This window comes from Methanobrevibacter woesei (genome assembly GCF_003111605.1).
Lineage (GTDB): Archaea > Methanobacteriota > Methanobacteria > Methanobacteriales > Methanobacteriaceae > Methanocatella > Methanocatella woesei.
Genome location: NZ_MZGU01000004.1, coordinates 667,219 through 687,564 on the forward strand (window position 1 = coordinate 667,219; position 20,346 = coordinate 687,564).

General features: G+C 27.6%; 18 protein-coding genes and 1 CRISPR repeat array. Of the genes, 16 read left to right on the forward strand and 2 right to left on the reverse strand.

Going from position 1 to position 20,346, the window contains the following annotated elements; all coding sequences use genetic code 11:
- The first annotated feature begins 1 nt into the window (after position 1).
- The 5 genes from cas3 (at position 2) to MBBWO_RS08280 (ending at position 6,195) form a co-directional block, all read left to right on the forward strand.
- Positions 2–2,191, forward strand: coding sequence for a CRISPR-associated helicase Cas3' (gene cas3, locus MBBWO_RS06050; RefSeq protein WP_116669978.1), 2,190 nt, complete (start codon positions 2–4; stop codon positions 2,189–2,191).
- A 51-nt stretch (positions 2,192–2,242) separates the two neighbouring features.
- On the forward strand, positions 2,243–2,698 hold the full coding sequence (gene cas4 / locus MBBWO_RS06055) for a CRISPR-associated protein Cas4 (protein WP_243408479.1): 456 nt from the start codon (positions 2,243–2,245) through the stop codon (positions 2,696–2,698).
- A gap of 13 nt (positions 2,699–2,711) precedes the next feature.
- Positions 2,712–3,680, forward strand: coding sequence for a type I-B CRISPR-associated endonuclease Cas1b (cas1b, locus tag MBBWO_RS06060; protein WP_116669980.1), 969 nt, complete (start codon positions 2,712–2,714; stop codon positions 3,678–3,680).
- A gap of 3 nt (positions 3,681–3,683) precedes the next feature.
- The gene (gene cas2 / locus MBBWO_RS06065) at positions 3,684–3,947 is read left to right on the forward strand and encodes a CRISPR-associated endonuclease Cas2 (RefSeq protein WP_116669981.1); all 264 of its coding nucleotides are present in this window, start codon (positions 3,684–3,686) and stop codon (positions 3,945–3,947) included.
- Positions 3,948–4,320: 373 nt separating this feature from the next.
- A CRISPR array of direct repeats spans positions 4,321–5,662; the repeat unit is 30 nt; unit sequence ATAAAAATCAGACTATATTAGGATTGAAAT.
- A gap of 65 nt (positions 5,663–5,727) precedes the next feature.
- Positions 5,728–6,195: a pyridoxamine 5'-phosphate oxidase family protein gene (locus tag MBBWO_RS08280; protein ID WP_455429686.1), complete on the forward strand. Its 468-nt coding sequence runs from the start codon at positions 5,728–5,730 to the stop codon at positions 6,193–6,195.
- A gap of 21 nt (positions 6,196–6,216) precedes the next feature.
- Here MBBWO_RS08280 and MBBWO_RS06075 read toward each other — a convergent pair whose 3' ends face one another.
- Both MBBWO_RS06075 and MBBWO_RS06080 read right to left on the reverse strand, forming a co-directional pair.
- Entirely contained in the window at positions 6,217–6,654 is a 438-nt protein-coding gene (locus tag MBBWO_RS06075) for a MarR family winged helix-turn-helix transcriptional regulator (protein WP_116669983.1), read from the reverse strand.
- Positions 6,655–6,662: 8 nt separating this feature from the next.
- Positions 6,663–8,033: an MATE family efflux transporter gene (locus MBBWO_RS06080; RefSeq protein WP_116669984.1), complete on the reverse strand. Its 1,371-nt coding sequence runs from the start codon at positions 8,031–8,033 to the stop codon at positions 6,663–6,665.
- A gap of 532 nt (positions 8,034–8,565) precedes the next feature.
- On the opposite strand from MBBWO_RS06080, the gene MBBWO_RS06085 reads away from it, so the two are divergent.
- The 11 genes from MBBWO_RS06085 to trpD all read left to right on the forward strand — a co-directional run bounded on the left by MBBWO_RS06085 (position 8,566) and on the right by trpD (position 20,342).
- Complete coding sequence (locus MBBWO_RS06085) at positions 8,566–12,351, forward strand: DUF11 domain-containing protein (protein WP_133241509.1); 3,786 nt, start codon at positions 8,566–8,568, stop codon at positions 12,349–12,351.
- 388 nt (positions 12,352–12,739) lie between these two features.
- Complete coding sequence (locus tag MBBWO_RS06090) at positions 12,740–13,366, forward strand: CatA-like O-acetyltransferase (RefSeq protein WP_116669986.1); 627 nt, start codon at positions 12,740–12,742, stop codon at positions 13,364–13,366.
- Positions 13,367–13,498: 132 nt separating this feature from the next.
- Entirely contained in the window at positions 13,499–14,038 is a 540-nt protein-coding gene (locus MBBWO_RS06095; protein WP_116669987.1) for a flavodoxin family protein, read from the forward strand.
- A 9-nt stretch (positions 14,039–14,047) separates the two neighbouring features.
- The gene (locus MBBWO_RS06100) at positions 14,048–15,157 is read left to right on the forward strand and encodes an aldo/keto reductase (RefSeq protein WP_116669988.1); all 1,110 of its coding nucleotides are present in this window, start codon (positions 14,048–14,050) and stop codon (positions 15,155–15,157) included.
- A gap of 13 nt (positions 15,158–15,170) precedes the next feature.
- Entirely contained in the window at positions 15,171–15,893 is a 723-nt protein-coding gene (locus tag MBBWO_RS06105; protein WP_116669989.1) for a carboxymuconolactone decarboxylase family protein, read from the forward strand.
- Positions 15,894–15,908: 15 nt separating this feature from the next.
- Positions 15,909–16,325 carry a cupin domain-containing protein gene (locus MBBWO_RS06110; protein WP_116669990.1) on the forward strand — a complete coding sequence of 139 codons (417 nt, stop codon included), beginning with the start codon at positions 15,909–15,911 and terminating at the stop codon, positions 16,323–16,325.
- A 72-nt stretch (positions 16,326–16,397) separates the two neighbouring features.
- Entirely contained in the window at positions 16,398–16,718 is a 321-nt protein-coding gene (locus MBBWO_RS06115; RefSeq protein WP_116669991.1) for a DMT family transporter, read from the forward strand.
- A gap of 92 nt (positions 16,719–16,810) precedes the next feature.
- A complete protein-coding gene (locus tag MBBWO_RS06120) occupies positions 16,811–17,122 on the forward strand; it encodes an EF-hand domain-containing protein (RefSeq protein WP_116669992.1) in 312 nt (103 codons plus the stop codon).
- A gap of 129 nt (positions 17,123–17,251) precedes the next feature.
- A complete protein-coding gene (trpE, locus tag MBBWO_RS06125; RefSeq protein WP_116669993.1) occupies positions 17,252–18,760 on the forward strand; it encodes an anthranilate synthase component I in 1,509 nt (502 codons plus the stop codon).
- A complete protein-coding gene (locus MBBWO_RS06130; RefSeq protein WP_116669994.1) occupies positions 18,757–19,335 on the forward strand; it encodes an anthranilate synthase component II in 579 nt (192 codons plus the stop codon). The genes trpE and MBBWO_RS06130 overlap by 4 nt, the downstream gene beginning before the upstream one ends.
- Positions 19,335–20,342, forward strand: a complete 1,008-nt coding sequence (gene trpD / locus MBBWO_RS06135) for an anthranilate phosphoribosyltransferase (RefSeq protein WP_116669995.1) — start codon at positions 19,335–19,337, stop codon at positions 20,340–20,342. Before MBBWO_RS06130 ends, trpD begins: the two co-directional genes overlap by 1 nt.
- Positions 20,343–20,346: the final 4 nt, after the last annotated feature.

Sequence of the window (20,346 nt, forward strand, 5' to 3'; positions counted from 1 at the left end):
TATGGTTATTTTAGCTAAACCTAATGAATCATTAATAGAACATACGGAAAATACATTAAAAGTTTTTAAAAGTATAAAAGAAAGTTATGTCAATGTTCCTGAAATTTGTAGTGTTCCAGATTTTTGGGAACATCTTTTTTATTCTCTATTCTTTCACGATTTTGGTAAAGCAGCTGTTGGTTTTCAAGAATCGTTGAAATATAATAAATATTGGGATTATAGGCATGAAATTTTATCAGCTACTTTCATAGTTTCTTTAAAAGATTTCTATTCAGAATTTTATGTTAATGCTATTGGATTAGGGATAATCACCCATCATAAAGATGTTCCTTTTTTAAGAAGAAAATACAGAATGAAAACATCAGATGATGAAAGGGTGTTTTTAGAAAAATTAAATCAATTAAAACCTAATTTTGATGAGTTAATATCTTATTTTGCACTGATTCCTAAGTGGAGTAAAGAATATTTGGGATATGAACTAAAAATTCCTAATAAAATATCATTTGATGAATTAAGAAGTGTTTACAAAGGGACTGTTTTAAAATATTTTATTGACACTGAAAATGAAGATTATAATGAGTTACATGGTACCTATGGGTATTTTTTAAAAGGTTTTATCAATGCCTGTGATTATTTGGCATCTGGATCAAAATATGGAATTCTAAATGCTGTTAAAAATGCTGATTTGTATCATTTTAATGATTTAAGAAAAACACAAGCTGTTGCTGCTAATACAGAAGGGGATGCTCTGTTAATTGCTCCAACTGGAAGTGGTAAAACTGAAGCCTCTCTTTTGTGGGCAGATTTTAATCAAAATAAAAATTTTTCAAAAAGAATTTTTTTTATGTTACCTTATACAGCAAGTATTAATGCAATGTATAAACGTTTAATTAATGATTTAGGTAGTGATGAATTAGTCGGTTTATCCCATGGAAAATCATCATATTTTATTTATAAATATCTGAATGATGACAAATCTAAAGATAAAGTTAGAACAATTCAGTCTTTAACAAATAAAATTTACAGACCTTATAAAATAATAACTCCATTTCAGATAATTAAATTATTCTTTGGTGTTAAAGGTTTTGAAATGGGAATTACTGAACTAAATAATAGTTTATTAATTTTGGATGAAATTCATGCATATGATGCCAGGGTTACCGCTTTAATTTTACAAATTCTTAAAATATTGAAAAATAAGTTTCATTTGAATATATTTATAATGTCTGCTACTTTACCTACATTTTTAAAAAATATTTTTTGTAGTGAATTAGATATTAAAAACGTTATATCTTTAGATCAAGATGAATTAAATTCTTTTACTAGGCATAAACTAAATATATTATCTGGAAATATTTTGAGTTATTTAAATAATATATTAGTTGATATTAAAGATGGTAAAAAGGTTTTAATTGTTTGTAACACGGTAGATAGGTCTCAAGAGATTTATGAATGGTTTAAGCTAAACAATATCAAAAATTCTGCATTGTTACATAGTAGATTTATATTAAGGGATAGGGAAAAAATTGAAGAAAAATTAGACAATTTAGATTTATTGGTAGGTACACAAGCTATTGAAGTGTCATTGGATATTGATTATGATGTTTTATACTCTGAACCAGCGCCTTTAGATGCTCTTATCCAAAGATTTGGAAGAGTAAATCGTAGAGGATGGGAAAATAATATTATTAAACCAGTCAATATATTTACTGAAGGGTCTGAAAAAGATAAATATATTTATAATCAAGATTTAGTTTCTAAAACATTGAACAGTTTAAATGAAGTAAATATTCTAAAAGAAAGCATCATACAGGAAAAAATTGATGAGGTTTATAGTGAGGGTTATGATTTTAATGATAAAAAGATTTTTAATAAGGTAACTAATGCTTTTAATTATTATTATCATGAATTAGTTCCTTTTATTAATTCAGAAGACTCTAATACTTTTTATAAATTATTTAATTCATATGAAGTTATTCCAATAAAATTTAAAGAAGAATATTTGGATAAACTTAAAAATAATGAGTATTTTGAGGCTCAAAGTTTTTGTCTTTCAATTAGAAAAGGTCAATTTATTAAATTGATGAATGAAGGAAATGTTGAAGAAGAAAAAAATAATTACTTCATTGATGTTGAGTATGATGAAGATTTAGGATTATTGCTTTCAAATGAAGAATCTACTATTCTTTAGGGGGTATTTTGAATTCTAAATATTAATGGAACTCAAATTAATTATTATTTTATTTGCAAAACTAAATTATGGCTATTTTCACACAATATTAGATTAGAACATGAATCAGATAATGTTGCTTTAGGTAAGCAATTACATGAAGATTCATTCAAAAAAGAAAAAGAGTTTCTTATCGATGACTTAATCAATATAGATTTCATTAAAATTAATGATTCTGTTGAGATTCATGAGGTTAAGAAAACTCAGAAAATGGAAGAGTCTCATATTTATCAATTGTTATATTATATGTTCTATCTAAAGAATGAAAAGGATATAAAAAATATTAAAGGATTTTTGAATTATCCCAGTATTAGAAAAAAGAAAACTATTGAATTAACAGAAGAAAATGAAATAGATTTGCTGAAAATTATTGAAAATATTGAAGATATCATTAATAAACCAATGCCAATGCCTAAAAAATCAAGAATTTGTTCTAAATGTGCTTATTTTGAGTTTTGTTTTTCATAGATGTGGGGTTAATATGCTTAGGAAAAATTATTATATTTTGTCAGATGGAATATTAAAAAGAAAAGAAAATACATTGTATTTTGTAAATAATAAAGGTAAAAAACCCATTCCAATCAATAAAATTTATTCTATTTACGCTTATGGTCAAATAACTTTTTCTTCTCAGGTAATGAGTCTTTTAGCTAAAAAAGGAATTCCTATTCATTTTTTTAACTATTATGGGTTTTATAATGGTTCATATTATCCTCGTGAAACACTTTTATCTGGAGACCTGTTAGTAAGACAAGCAGAATATTATTTAAATCAATCTAAACGTTTAGAACTAGCTAAATTATTTGTTGAAGGTGCAGCTAACAATATCTTAAAAGTATTATCATATTATAAAATTGAAAATAATGTTAATGAAATTTTAAAGGAATTAACCAAAACAAATAAAATAACTGAAATAATGAATGTTGAAGGAAGAATCATGTCAGAATACTATTCTAAATTTGATGAAATTTTACCTGAAGAATTTAAAATGGAAGGAAGATCTAGACAGCCTCCAAAAAACATGATTAATTCATTAATAAGTTTTGGAAATTCAATGATGTATTCAACAGTTTTAACAGAGATATATAATACTCAGTTAAATCCTACAATTTCTTATCTTCATGAGCCTTTTGAGCGCAGATTTTCTTTATCTCTAGACTTAAGTGAGATTTTTAAACCTATTTTTGTTGACCGCTTAATTTTTTATTTAGTTAATAAAAGGATGATTACAAAAAAAGATTTTAACCAAGATTTAAATTGTTGTCTATTAAATGATTCTGGTAGAAATAAATTTATAAAAGAATACAATAAACGTTTAAAAAAGACTATTAAACATAAAGATTTAAATAAAAAGGTTTCATATCAACGTTTAATCAGATTAGAAGCATATAAACTTAAAAAACATATTTTAGGTATAAAAAAATACAATCCCTTTGTTATATGGTGGTAAAAGATGTATGTTATTATTGTTTATGATATAAAAGTTGAAAGGGTAAACAAAGTTAAAAGTTTTTTAAGACAACATTTATTTTGGATTCAAAATTCAGTTTTTGAAGGTGAAGTATCAAGAAGTGAGTTTCAAAAGATCAAAAATGGATTGTTAGATATAATTGATGAAGAAGAAGATTCAATAATTATTTATCCATTTGAATTTTTTTCTGAAGTTGAAAGAACTGTTTTAGGTGTGGAAAAATCACCCATTGATGAAATTTTGTAGTTATTTTTAATTTATTCTTTAAAATACAAATTTTTTTAATAAAATAATTAATTTTAGTTATATTTTTATTAATTAAAGACTTTATTATTCTTCGTTTATTCATTTTTATTAATAGTATTTATTAAATTGTTATTTTTTGGATTATTCTAATTTAAGAATATTCAGTTATTAATATTTTAAACCAGTTATTCCTATTAAATTATCTTTATTTTATATAGATCTTTTATTTAATCTCATTTTTAACAAAATACAACATTTTTAGAAATTTATTTACCTATTTAAAATTTAATACAAATCATTAATCAAAAATTTTAAGTATCAAATTAAACAATAATAAATTGTTTTTAAGCTATTTAAAGGAAAAATCCTGCCTATAAAAATCAGACTATATTAGGATTGAAATTTGTACATCCAATGGATATTTCCATGATGGCACAATAAAAATCAGACTATATTAGGATTGAAATCAAGTCAAGAGGATTATACTCCTATCCCTGGTGTTAAATAAAAATCAGACTATATTAGGATTGAAATTATATTCGGCAAAGAAAAATATAGTGGTCTTGGAGGAAATAAAAATCAGACTATATTAGGATTGAAATCAAGAAGAAGAGGGAGGAATCTAAGATGGAGATAAAAATCAGACTATATTAGGATTGAAATTATTCAAGTGATGTGTTTAAATCTGCGAATTTTCTAATAAAAATCAGACTATATTAGGATTGAAATTTGAATACTAACCATAAATCTTTTGAGGGTGATATAAAAATCAGACTATATTAGGATTGAAATAGTGTCATTAGAGGAAAAAGTAACAAACCTCTTAGCTAATAAAAATCAGACTATATTAGGATTGAAATTAATAAACGAGGTTATCGAATCCGAGGAGGACGAAATAAAAATCAGACTATATTAGGATTGAAATGTTGAAAAGTTGTGATGAAATAGTTCGTGTTTCAGATAAAAATCAGACTATATTAGGATTGAAATATTCCATTCTTTTTCAATATGCTCCAACATTACATTATAAAAATCAGACTATATTAGGATTGAAATGGTGAAAACAAAATCACTTTTACAAATGTGGATCTCATAAAAATCAGACTATATTAGGATTGAAATCAATCAAATCCAGAAAAGGAGAAAAGAATGACGACCCAATAAAAATCAGACTATATTAGGATTGAAATTACAGAAGATACAATGATAAAGTTGATATTGGTCATAAAAATCAGACTATATTAGGATTGAAATACAGATCCAGAATTGGTGGAGCAGATTAAGGAAGATAAAAATCAGACTATATTAGGATTGAAATAATGCTAGGAGGAAATATTGTAGTGATGAATGCAGAATAAAAATCAGACTATATTAGGATTGAAATTTCATTATGACCTCCTTTTTGATTGGGAGAGTGGATTATAAAAATCAGACTATATTAGGATTGAAATTTCCTTTTAGACAGATTTGAAGTGAAATATTAGTATAAAAATCAGACTATATTAGGATTGAAATGTAAAAGAAGCCATCAACTCACAGAAATATGCTTGTTATAAAAATCAGACTATATTAGGATTGAAATTAGCTACCATTGAAGCATATTGCACGGTCATCAATATAATAAAAATCAGACTATATTAGGATTGAAATTACACAATAAATATTGATAATTTCACAGCATCAGAATAAAAATCAGACTATTTTAGGATTATAATATATATCTGGGGATGTAGCAGAAACAAATAAATAAAAATCAGACAAAATTTATAAAGTGAACCACATGTTTAGAGAAATGAGAAGAAAAAATCATAGCTTAACTAAAGAAGAATGCATTAATATTTTAAGGAATGCACCTTCAGGTGTACTAGCTGTTTATGGAGATGACAATTATCCTTATGCAGTACCTTTAAACTTCGCATACAAAAATAATAAGATTTATTTTCACTGTGCTACTAAGGGCCATAAATTAGATGCAATAAAGAAAAATAATAAAGTTTCTTTTTGTGTTGTTGATAGTGAAGAAGTTATTCCAGATAAATTCACAACAGATTATAGAAGTGTTATCCTATTTGGAAAGGCAAGAATTATTGAGGATAATAAAGAAAAAGCAAAAACTATTCTTTATCTTTGTGAAAAATATTCTCCAAACCAGAAAGGTAGCTGGCAGGAAACAATAAAAAATTCAATAAATAGATTCTCAATTGTTGAAATAGATATTGAGCATATTTCGGGAAAACAATCAAAATAAAAAAAAATAGCTGTAAAATTATTATTCTTTAAGAGAATAATTCACAGCTTTATTAGTAATCTTTTTTAAATTATCAAAGAAATTATCTAATTCTTCAGGGGGTATTTCTTCAATTACTTTTTTTTCCCAGTTTATTTCAGTATATTTTACTTTTTCAGCTATTTCACTGCCTTTTTCTGTTAATGAAATCTTATTCTGTCTTCTGTTTTCTGGGTTTACTTCATGTTCAATAATTCCCTTATCTTCTAGCTGTTTTATAGTCTTGGATATGGTTCCTTCACTTAAAAAGAGAATGTCCGCCAATTCTTTTTGTGAAATTGTTTCATGTTTATGTGTTTCAACTACAACTGGAAATTGTCCTATTGTTATTCCTGTGTTTTTTAAGGTTTTTCTAAGATAATTTGTATGGGATCTAAATAGATAAACAATTGCAAGTTGTAAGGGTATTTTTTCTTCCATCTAAACACCTAGTCATGTTTTACACTATTCTTTTTGAGCTTATTGACATATAAAATGATACATATGAATCCAGCTAGTGAACCTATAATTGCTCCAAGGTTTATTCCCCAATATACTCCATGTTCTCCCATATTAAATAGGAATATAAATGCAACTGCAAATACGATTACAAGTAAAAATTCTCTAATAGCTGTTAATATAAGTGAAAATGTTCCTTTTCCAAGTCCTTGGAATACTGATGAAGCTGCTGTACCAAATGGAATAGCTAATAAGAATATACATAGAATTCTTAATGTATCAGTGATTAATGGGGATAAGTTTGAACTAGTTGATGAGTATGAGAATATAAATGAAATTGGTTCTGCAAATACATAAAATATCACACATACAATTATAGACATTGCTAATGCAAGCATTGATGAATATTTTATAACAGTTTTTAAATTATTATAGTTTCTAGCTCCATATGCAATTCCTGCAACTGTTATTGCTGCTGTTCCAACACCTGCTGCAGGCATAATTCCAATGGATATTAATCTCCATGTTGCTGTAAATGCTGCTACTGCTAAGGTTCCAGCTGTTATTGTAATTAAGTAATTGTTTACAATTGATACTATGGATAATATTAACTGTTCAATACTTGCTGGAACTCCAACAGATAGAATTTCTCTGTATATGATGAATTTCTGTTTATAATTTTCTCTTGTAACTGAGAAAAATGTGTCTTTTTTAATTACTAACCAGTAGATTAATAATAAAAGAGCAATAGTAGAAGATAATACTGTAGCTATTGCTGCTCCGGCAACTCCTAAATTAAATGTGTAAATGAAGATTGGGTCTAAAATTATATTCAAAATAGCAGTTAATGCTAATGGGTAAGTTGCTTTTTTAACAGCACCTTCTGCTCTAAAAATACTTCCAAAGATTGCTGGACATAACATTGAAAATGATCCGATTAATATTATTACTCCATATTCCATTGCATATCCTATAACTTCTCCGGCACCCATTGCTTGTAAAATTTGTTCTAAAAATATTAAAAGTACAACTGGAAATGCAATTGAGAGTATAATGGATAATATTATTGTATGGATTACTGTGTTATTTGCTTCTTTGTAGTTTTTAGCTCCAATAAATCTAGATATTAAAGAATTTGCTCCTGCTCCAATACCATTACCAAATCCAACTAATATCATAAATATTGGAGATACAAATCCAACTGCTGCTAAAGGTCCTGCTCCAAGACCGGATACCCAGATGCTGTCTACTACATTGTTTAATGACATAAGTAGCATACTTAATATCATTGGGAAAGCCAGTTTGTTTATAGCTTTTTTTGGATCTCCTGTTATTGATTTTAAATTTGATGTCACGTTCATTTTTTCACACCTTTATTTCATAGGAAACTCTTTCATATGAAAGTGTTCTTTAATATTATTAAAACCTATTTTCATTTAAATACTTTTCTATGAAACTATTTCATTTGAAAGTTTTATAAAGTATTTTTTTTTTATCAAAAAATAGTTAATTTCTATATTGCATAAGGTTTTGTTACAAAAAAATTTCTATATTATATAATAATATATTGCTCTTTAGGTAGCAAAATTTAATTTTTTATTAAAATATTTTTTTTATTAATTTTTTTATTATAATTTCTAATTATTGTTCCTAATTTTAGTTAATATTAAATTAATTTTAAACACTTGTTTACTTAATAAAAAATATCTACATAAAATACTACTTTAATATTTATTTTTTATTATAATTGGATAAAATATGAATATAATAATATAATTTAATGAAATTTAAAAATAAAACATATTAATAACAATGTATCATACATAAAATTAACATCAAAAATTGTATAATTAATATTGGATTTGATGGAGAACATTAAAGAGGTGAAAACAAGTGAATTTAAGAAAAATAGGTGTTATCACGGTAGCGATTTTATGTATTTTCCTGTTTATGAATTTTTCATTTGCTTCTACTGTAGATATAACTAAAGATGGTGAATTTAAGGATATTGAAGAAATTATAGATGATAATCCTGGAGACACTTACATTTATTTGAATAACCATACTTTTGTTGGTGATGGTCAACAGTTGGATATTAATAAGGACAATATCACTATTGATGGATCTATAAATCCGGATAATGGTGGAACTGGAGATGAAATGTCAACTATTGATGCAGACAGTCTTTCAAGAGTAATGGAGATAAGGTCTGATAGTGTAATATTGAAGAATTTGATTATAACTAATGGATTTATTGGTATTGATGAGGATGATGCAAGAGGTGCAGCTGCAATTATTAGAGGAACTGATATTACTTTCATTAATTGTATCATAATGAATTGTGAAGTGTTATCAAACCATGCTCAGGCAACTGCCACTATACATATTGCATCAAGTGATAGCTGTATTGTAAATTTGATTAATTCAACATTATGCAATAATCGTGTTAATACCACTGGTTTAAATACAAGTGAAGGAACAAGTGCAAGGGTAGCTTACCTTCGTGGTTCTATGATAAATTGTAATGTTTATGATAATTATGTATACAGTGCACATGGAACTGCTGTTGGAGTATCATTTTACCCAGATAGCTATAGAAATATTATAGAAAATTCTGTTTTTGAGAATAATGTTGTAGAAACTGTAGATTCAGAGGCATATGGTGGAGCTTTACAACTTTATGGTAACTGTACTAACTGTACATTTATAAATAACCATGCATATTCACAAAATAATGGTTCTCATGCAGGGGCTTTATGTTTCAGGCCTAACAGTAAAGTAGATAACTGTATATTTATTGGAAATCATGCAGATAAAGGAGGAGCAACTTCTTTTCATGCTTCTGGTGAATTAACTAATTCAATTTTTATTAACAACACTGCACTTACATGGGGAGGTGCTATTACAACTGATAATACTCCTGGTCAATATATTAATATTGAAAATTGTTATTTTGAGGGCAATAAAGCTAATAATGGTGGTGCAGTATCAACTAGAGGAAGTAGAATAACTTTTACAAATAACACATTTATATCAAACTCTGCTAATATGAATGGTGGAGCTTTTAATATTGAAGATAATGGTGTAATTGTAATCAATTCAACATTTAAAAATAACAATGCTAAAGATCATGGTGGTGCTGGTTTTATAAGTGGAGACAATGTAGAAATTTATAATTCAACTTTTGAAAACAATAGTGCTTTTCATGCAGGTGCTATAGGGGTAGTTGGAAATAATATTGATATTGATAATAGTAATTTCACTTCAAACAATGCATTTGCATCTGATGTTACTTTTGCTCAAGCTGGAGCAATTGGTATTATTGGTAATAATACAACTGTTAAAAATTCAATTTTCTTTAATAATACTGCTGAGGGAAATGGTGGAGCAATATATGTTATTGGAGACAATTTAAATGTATCTGATTCTTTATTTAGATTTAATCATGCAACTTCTTATCCATCTGCTGATTTAAGTAATGGGCATGGAGGGGCTGTTTATACAATTGGTTATGGGGATACATACACTAACACGGATTTTAGATACAATAATGCAGTTAATGGTTCAGCTATTTACACACAGGCATCTGAAACAATATTAACAAATGTTACTTTCTTTAGAAATCAAGCATATACTTATGCATTGCCAATTACTGTGGAAGATTCAAAAAACAAATATGGTGTTACTGTTAATGTAACTGCTGTATTGGAAGGTGGAAATAATATTGCTAATGCAATATATAACTTAGGAAATGTAGAGGATATTTACTTCTATAATGTAACTTATATGACAAATATTAATGGTGTTGTTCAAAATAAAACAACTACTGATAAGGAAATTCATCCAGTACTAGGTGCTGAAAATAGTGAAAATGGTGCTCTTTTATATCAGGACTCAAGAGAAAACTGTCAAATAATTGATGTGGTGGTTAAAAATATTGAAACAGGTGAGGAAATTTATGAGCAAAACCATTTTATCACTGATATTTATGGAGATATAAACTTTTCATTAGAAGGACTTGAACCAGGAAAGTACATTATTAAAGTAAATCATTATGAAGACTTTTTTTATAAATCTATTTCAAATGAAACATTATTTGAAGTATTAAATCTTGTTGATTTAGAAATTAATATTGAAAGTAATGCATCTGCTGTAGTAATGGGAGATACAATCAAATTCATTATAACAATTACAAATAATGGTCCTCATGCTGATAAAAATGTTAATGTAACTGTTGATTTAGATGAATATCTTCGTTATGTTTCATCAAGTTCAGAAAAAGGATTTTATGATTCAAATAGTGGGGTATGGACTATTGGAGATTTAGATGTTGGAGAAATAATTGCTCTTGAAATTATAGTTACTCCTAATACAATAACTAGGATTACTACTAGTTCAGAAGCTATTAATGGTAGTGAAGATTCCAATTTATCTAATAATTTTGCATCATTAAATGTTGATGTAATAGATTATACAATTAGCAAAGATGTAAATGACACAAATCCTAATTTAGGAGACAATATTGAGTATACAGTAACTGTTGAAAATATTGGAACTACAAGTTCATCAAATATTGTTGTAACAGATGTTCTTCCTGTTGGTGTTGAATTTATTGGTGCTTCTAATGGTGGAGTATATGATGAAGATACAAGAACAATAACTTGGATTTTAAATTTAAATTCACTTGAAACTCAAAGATTAACTGTTAATGTTAAAATTTTATCTTATGGTAATTTAACTAATGTAGTTAGTGTAAATAATAAAACTGCTAATGTTACTGTCACTGTTCCTGAGATAAATATTGATAAAGTTGCTAATGCTTCAGATTTCACTGTTGGCGATGAGATAAGTTATACAATTGTTGTTGAAAATACTGCTGATGTTAATGCAGATAATATTATCGTTCAAGATGTATTGCCTGAAGGGTTTGAATTTATTAGTGCTTCTAATGGCGGGGTATATGATGAAAATAATAGGATTGTTACTTGGATTCTAAATATTGCCTCTAAAGGAACTCTTAACTTAACTGTAGATATTAAAACAATAGCTGCAGGTAATTTAACCAATATTGTTGTTGTTAATGATAAAAAAGATAATGTAACTGTTAATGTTAAAGAACCAATTGCAGATTTAGAGATTACTATTATTGATAATAAAACTGATTCCAGTGGAAATGTTATATTTACAATTAAAGTTGTTAATAATGGACCAGATACAGCATATAACTGTACTTCCGTTGGTTTATTTTTACCATCTGGTGAAATTATTGCATTTAATATAACTAAAGGAAACTTTGATTCAGAATCTTTAATCTGGTCTATTCCTAAATTAGATGTTGATGAAGAGGTTTATATGGAAATTGTATGTAAATTCAACATTAATTCTGGTTTAGATTATGCTGTCAATATAACTAGTGATGTATTTGATCCAGTCCTTGAAAACAACTATGATAATATATCTATTAGTGCTATTCCAGATGTTGATCCTGAAACTCCAGAAAATATAACTTCAGATGATGATGAAGATTCAGTGAATGATGTTGTTGATGAATCTGCTGATTCTTACGAAAATATTTTAACTAAATCTTCTGTTGGAATGTTAAAAACTGGTAATCCGATATTATTAGCTATTTTAATGGTATTGGTTCTTGTTGGTAGTTGTATTATGAGAAAAGATTAATTTTAAGGAAAATTTATATTTTCCTCTTTTTTTTTATATGTATTATCAATTCAATAGTCCATAAATAAAAATCTTCTGTAAAATAAGTTTATAAAATTTATATTGTCTTAAAAACAGTGTTATTTGTAGCATTTTAAAAATTTTTTAATTAAATTTTGAAAGTTGACTATTTATAAATGTATAAAGTAGTTTTAAGTCATTAGCATTTTTCTGAAATTAGTATTTATATTTCTTTTTTTTATTCATTGATTTTTACATCTTCTTTTTTAAAAATGTTTTTTTCTATTAATTAAAATAACTAATTATTTCTCTTTTTTAATAATCTTTTTATAGAATATATCTTCTAAATATATTATAAAACACATTTTTAAATGATTTAGGGATTTAAATGTATAAAAAAGTAGATAACATAACTGTTGATGATTTACCATTTAAAGATTTCTTAACATCTAGATATTCAATGACTGTTAAAGTTGATGCTTATAAAACTTACTTAAAAGCTAAAGAAAATAATATTTCTTTCTTTAATTTAACTTTAGCCTGCATGTTAAAAGCTATTAATGAGATTCCAGAGTTTAAATATAGGATTATTGATGGTGAAGTTGTTGAATATGATTTTATTAATGCAGTAACTCCTATCATGCAGGATGATCATTCTATTCGTGAAATTGAAGTTAAACCTTCAAGTGAGTTTGAAGATATTCTTGAATGGAACAGCTATCTTGAAAATAAAAAAGAGAATATTGAAGAAAACCTGTATCTTGTCGAGCCTGAATTGAGGGATATTGAAGGAATAGCTAACTTTTCTTGTGTTCCTTGGATTGATTTTGATTCAATGACCAATATTATTGCTTCACCTAATCAGTTGATGCCTGCTATTAGTTGGGGAAAGCTGGTTGATGGTAAAATTTCAATTTCTCTTACAGCTAGTCATATCTTTATTTTTGGATGGCATTTCAAGTTGTTTTATGAAAAAGTAGAATATTATTTGTCTAATCCTGATTTATTATTCTAATTTTTTCCTTATTTTTTTTTAAAATTTTTTATATATATTTATAAATTTACAAAAACTATATATATTATTTTAATTTAATTATTACATAACACACTTAACATTTGAAAATTAGTATTAAAAGGTGAATAAAAAATGAAAATAACTGTTATAACTGGAAGTCCACATAAAAAAGGAACTTCTGCATTATTGGCTGATAAATTTATTGAAGGAGCTGAAGAAGCAGGACATGAAATTTTCCGTTTTGATGCAGCTTTTGAGGACTTACATCCATGTAAAGCATGTGAGCACTGTCATTTTAAAGGTGATGGATGTATTTACAAAGACTCAATGGAAAAACTAAATCCTCATTTAATAAATGATGATATGATTGTTTTTGTAACTCCTCTCTACTACTTTGGAATGACAGCACAGATTAAAATGGTAATTGACAGATTCTATGCACATAATAGTGAAATAATGGCAAATAAAAAAGACTGTATTTTACTTGCAACATCTGCAGATGGAAATGACTGGACAATGCAGGCCTTAGTAGATCATTATAAAACTGTTGTTGAAAAATATATGGGCTGGGAGGATAAAGGAATAATTCTTGCAACTTACTGTACTGTTAGAAGCGATATTGAAAACTCTAACTATCCAACAGAGGCTTATGAGCTTGGAAAAAGTATTTAGGAGTGAAAAATGAAAAAATTAGGTTTTGGAGCTATGAGATTACCAGAAAATGGTAGATTTTCAAAGGGTATTGATTTGGATTTAACCTGTGAAATGATTGATTATTTCATTGAAAAGGGTTACAATTATTTTGATACTGCATATCCTTACCATAGTGGTAAAAGTGAAGAAACATTAAAGAAATGTTTAGTTGAGAGATATTCACGTGAAGATTTTATTTTAATAGATAAATTACCAACATTTTTTCTTAAAAAAGAAGAGGATATGGAAAAATATTTTAATATACAGCAAGAACGTTGTGGTGTTGAATATTTTGATTATTATTTAATCCATGATATAGCTAAAAGAAATTTAAATGCAATTCGTAAATTCAATCCTTATGAATATGTTAAAAAATTAAAAAAAGAAGGTAAAGTAAAGCATATTGGGTTTTCTTTTCATGATGATGCTGAATTCTTAGAGGAAATGCTTAATGAAATGCCTGAAATTGAAGTAGTAATGCTTCAAATTAATTATCTGGATTGGGAAAGTTCAGCTGTACAATCAAGAAAATGTTATGAAATCTGTAGGAAATATAATAAGGAAATTATGGTTATGGAACCTTTAAAAGGAGGAACTTTAGTTAATGTTCCAGATAAAGCTAAAGATATATTAAAAACATCCAAACCAGAAATGTCTGTTCCTTCATGGGCTTTAAGATTTGTAGCTGGTTTGAAAGATGTTTCTATTGTTTTCAGTGGAATGCATTCAATTGAAGATGTAAAAGAAAACATTGAAACAATGGATAATTTTGAACCTTTAGATGAGAAGGAACATAAAATCCTTCAAGATGTTGCAGGTATTATTAAAGGAGTTAATATAATTCCTTGCACTTACTGTAATTATTGTGCTGAAAACTGTGAAGACAATATTCCTATATCTAAATTCTTTGAATTATATAATGCAGATTTAAGAGAAAATCATTTTAAGTTCTCTAAATATCTGGATGAATATAATGAATATGCATCAATAGCTGCTTATGCATCTGATTGTACCTTTTGTGGAAATTGTGTCGATTCCTGTCCTCAGCAGTTAGATATTCCGGAATATATGGGAGATGTTGCTGATTACTTTGAATAATTGAGGTTCTGTTATGTCACATGAAGAATTATATGAAAATATTAGAAAGAATGATAATGAATTTGTAGAATTATTTGATGATTTTGCATTTGGTGAAGTATTGGAAAATACTAGTTTAGATGTTAGAAACAGGATGATTGTAATAATTTCATCTTTAATAACAAATCATGCTGTTAATCCTTTTAAAATAATGGTTAAAGAAGCTTTAAAAGATGAAATTTTAAGTCCTGTTGAATTAAAAGAATTAACATATCAATCTTTTCCATATGTTGGATTTGGAATAGCTTTTGATTTTTTGGAAGTATTGAATAACATATTTAAAGAAAATAATATTGAATTGCCTTTAAATGGTCAATCAACAACAACTAAAGAGGATAGATGGCAAAAAGGTTATGAAATTCAATGTTCTTTCTTTGGAAAAGACCAAATTGATGAAATGAGAAAAACAAGTCCTAATGATCAAATCTATTTTCAGGACTTTTTAAGTGGATACTGTTTTGGTGACTTTTATACAAGAGAAGGTTTATCAAATCAGGATAGGGAATTAATAACCTTTTCAATAATAGCTACTTTAGGTGGTTGTGAAAATCAGCTTAGAGGCCATACTGCAGGAAATTTAATGGTTGGTAATGATAAAGATGTATTAATTGGTGCTGTTACTGTTTTATGTCCTTTTATAGGATTTCCAAGAACATTAAATGCACTAGCTATAGTTAATGAAATTACAGGAAATTAAAATTGAAGTGATAAAATGGTAAATGAAAATGTGAAAAATGGAATTATTTTTGAAAGAGGAGAACCTAATACTGCTTTTGCTGACTTTTTTGTAGGAGATAGCTACTTAAATATGCTTACAATGGAACCAATTCCAATTGGAAATGTTACTTTTAAACCAGGATGCAGAAACAATTGGCATATTCATAAATCCACCAATGGTGGAGGTCAAATTTTACTTGTAACTGGTGGAGAAGGTTATTATCAGGAAGAAGGTAAAGATGCTCAAAAACTAGCTCCAGGGGATGTTGTTGTTATTCCACCTAATGTTAAACATTGGCATGGAGCTACTAAAGATTCTTGGTTTAGCCATTTAGCTATTGAGGTTCCAGGAGAAAACACTGAAAATGAATGGTGTGAACCTGTAAGTGATGAAGAGTATAGTAAGTTATAACTCTCTTTTTTTTTATTTTTTAATCAGATTTCCAATAAAATTAAATATATTTTTATTTAATATTAAATAATAATGAATTCATGGATTTATCTTATAATAGCTGGAATATTTGAGATGTTGTGGGTTTTATCTTTAGAGCTTTCAGATGGTTTTAGCAAAGTTAAGTATATACTCCTTACAATTGTTTTCATGATTATTAGTATTGTTCTTTTATCTTTTTCTTTTGAAACCATTCCTATGGGAACTGCTTATGCATGTTGGACTGCAATTGGGGCTATTGGAGTTATTATCATTGGTATGATATTTTTCAATGAATCAACAAGCTTTGTACGTCTTGGATTTATAGCTATGGTTATTATTGGGATTGTTGGATTAAAATTAACTACTGCTTAAACATATTTTTAATAACAAATTATATATCTTCTAAACAAATGAATATTAATTATGAAAGTTAAATTTTTCATGGTTTTAGTTTTTTTTTAGTTATGATATTGCCTGTTAATGCTTTATCATTATCTGATATTGATGAAAATCACTTTTCTTTAGAAGATTATGATAAAAAGGAATTAACAGACTTATTTAATACAACTACAAAAATAGTGGATGAATTTAATGAAACTGATATTGATAATAATGGAAACATTACTATTGATGAATTTGAGGAACTTATTTTCATAATTGGTGAAGATTCTTTTTGGAATGGTTATTCTCCTGAAGAAATGATTATCAGCGAATTTGAAAAGTATGATTTAAATCATAATGATGTTATCAGTTTCCATGAATTTTCTTTAATTTAATTTTTTTTTTTTATTTGTAAATTTTATTGATTTTTTAGATTTAATTTTTATAATGTACAAATATTGACAGCAAGGTTTTAAATAGTACATTAATATAATTATTATATACAAAGAATTTAAGTGATTAAAATGTTTTCCCCAAGTTTTGAAGAAGTTCAGGAAATTGCAAAAAACAAGGAGTATAAGAATATACCAATTGCATATGAAATGTATTCAGATATAGCTACTTCAATAGAAGTACTAAAGATTTTAAAAGGAATTAGCAACCATTGCTACATGTTGGAAAGTGTAGAGGATTCACAGAAATGGGGAAGATATACTTTTTTAGGTTTTAATCCAATACTTGAATTTACATGTCAAGATGGTATAGTTCAAATTAAAGGAGATTTGGAATTTAAAGACAGTAAAAAACTGGCTAATGGTGAAGTAACTACAATTGAAACTGATAATCCTAGAGAAATAATTAAAGATTTAATCAAACAAAATAAATCTCCAAAATTTGATAATCTTCCATCATTTACTGGAGGTTTTGTAGGATATTTTGCCTATGATTACATCAAATACAGTGAACCTTCCCTGAATTTAGATGCCCAAAATCAGGATCAGTTTAAAGATATAGATATAATGCTATTTGATAAGGTAATAGCTTTTGACAACTTCCGCCAGAAAATAGTGATTATAGTCAATATAAAAACTGATGATTTAAGAAACAACTACAGGAATGCATGCAGGGAGCTAAGTGAAATAGCTGATTTAATTAAAAATGGTGAAAAGGCTAAGATTCAGCCATTAACTTTAGAATCTGATTTTAAACCAGTATTTTCCCGTGAAGAATATGGTCAAATGGTTATGAAAGCTAAAGAATATATCAAAGAAGGAGATATTTTCCAGGTTGTCTTATCCAATAGAATAGAAGCAGACATAAGTGGAAGTCTATTTGATACTTATAGGGTTTTAAGAACAACCAATCCTTCACCATATATGTTCTATTTCTCAAGTGATGATATTGAAATCGTTGGTGCATCTCCTGAAACCTTAGTTAAACTTGAAGACAGGAAACTGTACACTTTTCCACTAGCTGGAACAAGACCAAGAGGAAAGGATGAAAAAGAAGATTCATTACTTGAAGAGGAATTATTATCTGATGAAAAAGAGCTTGCTGAGCATAATATGCTTGTTGATTTGGGAAGAAATGATATTGGCAGAATATCTGAAATAGGCTCTGTTAAGGTTGAGAAATATTTGTCTGTTGAAAAGTTCTCTCATGTAATGCATATTGGATCAACAGTAACAGGAACTTTAAGAGAGGATTTAGATGAGCTTTCAGCTATTGATTCTATTCTTCCTGCAGGAACATTATCTGGTGCTCCAAAAATAAGGGCTTGTGAAATCATTAATGAGCTTGAAAACAATAAAAGAGGAATTTATGGTGGAGCTATTGGATATATTGATTTAAGTGGAAATATTGATACATGTATCTCAATTAGGCTAGCTTTTGCAAGAAATAACAAAGTGTTTATAAGATCTGGAGCAGGAATTGTTGCAGATAGTCACCCTAATTTGGAGTTTTCAGAATGTATGAATAAGGCAGCAGCTGTTATTAGAGCATTACAACTAGCTGATGGAGGGATAGAATGATTTTACTTATAGATAATTATGATAGCTTTTCCTATAATTTATATCAGTTAATTGGTCAAATTGATGATGATATAAAGGTTTTTAGAAATGATAAGATCACTTTAGATGAGATTTCAAAGTTAAACCCATCAATGATTCTTTTATCTCCAGGTCCTGGAAGGCCTGAAGATGCAGGGCTTTGTATAGATATTGTAAAAGAGTTCTATGATAAAATTCCAATTTTAGGAGTTTGTTTAGGTCATCAGTCAATCTGTATGGCCTTTGGAGGTGTAATTTCTTATGCATCAGAATTGATGCATGGTAAATCTTCAATTATTAGTTTATCAGATGATTTGATTTTTGAAGGTTTAAATAAAGAAATTACAGTTGGAAGATACCATTCTTTATCTTTAAAAGATAAAACTTTACCTAAAGAATTAAAGTTAATAGCTAGAAGTGATGATGGAGAAATAATGGCAGTTAAACATGAGAAATTCAATGTCTATGGTCTTCAGTTTCATCCAGAGTCTATTCTAACTCCAGATGGATTGTCAATTTTAACTAATTTCTCAGAATTAATTAAGGAGGAAATATAATGATTAAAGATTCAATTTTAAAACTTTCCAAAGGAAATGATTTAACTTACAGTGAAGCTTATGATACAATGGATGAAATCATGAGTGGATTTACAACAGAAGTGCAAATGAGTGCTTATTTAACAGCTTTATCAATTAAAGGAGCATCAATTGATGAGATAACTGCTTCTGCTGAAGCTATGAGGACTCACTGTATAAGACTATTAAATGATGAAGAAGTTTTAGAAATCGTCGGTACTGGAGGTGATGGTTCCAATTCCTTTAATATCTCAACAACTTCCTCTTTGGTTATTTCAGCTGCAGGTGTTCCAGTAGCTAAACATGGAAATCGTGCAGCTTCAAGTAAATGTGGTGCTGCTGATGTATTGGAAGCACTTGGTGTTGATATCAATATTAAGCCAGAAAAATCTTTAGAAGTCTTAAAAAAGATTAATCTCTGTTTTCTGTTTGCTCAGAACTATCATATAGCTATGAAGTATGTAGCTAGTGTAAGAAGACAGCTGTCAATTCCAACAATCTTTAACATTTTAGGTCCTCTAACAAACCCTGCAGGTGCTACAATGCAGGTTTTAGGAGTTTATGATGAATCTTATGTTAAACCTTTAGCAAAAGTTCTTCAAAACCTCGGAGTAAAATCTGCAATGGTTGTCTATGGTCAAGACAAGTTAGATGAAATATCAGTTAGTGCTAATACAACAGTTTGTGAAATTAAAGATGGTAAACTCTTTGATTATGAATTGGTACCTGAAGATTTTGGAATTAAAAGATGCAAAAAAGAGGATCTTGTAGGTGGAGATTCAAAAGTCAATGCTCAAATTACTTTGGATATTTTAAATGGTGAAAAAGGCCCATGTAGGGATGCAGTTGTCTTTAATTCTGCTGCAGGGTTATATGTTGCAGGTAAGGTTAGCTCTCTTGAAGAAGGAGTTGAACTTGCCTGTGAAATAATAGATAGTGGAAAGGCAAAAGAACAGTTAGATAACTTTATTAAATACACAAATCTCTGATTAA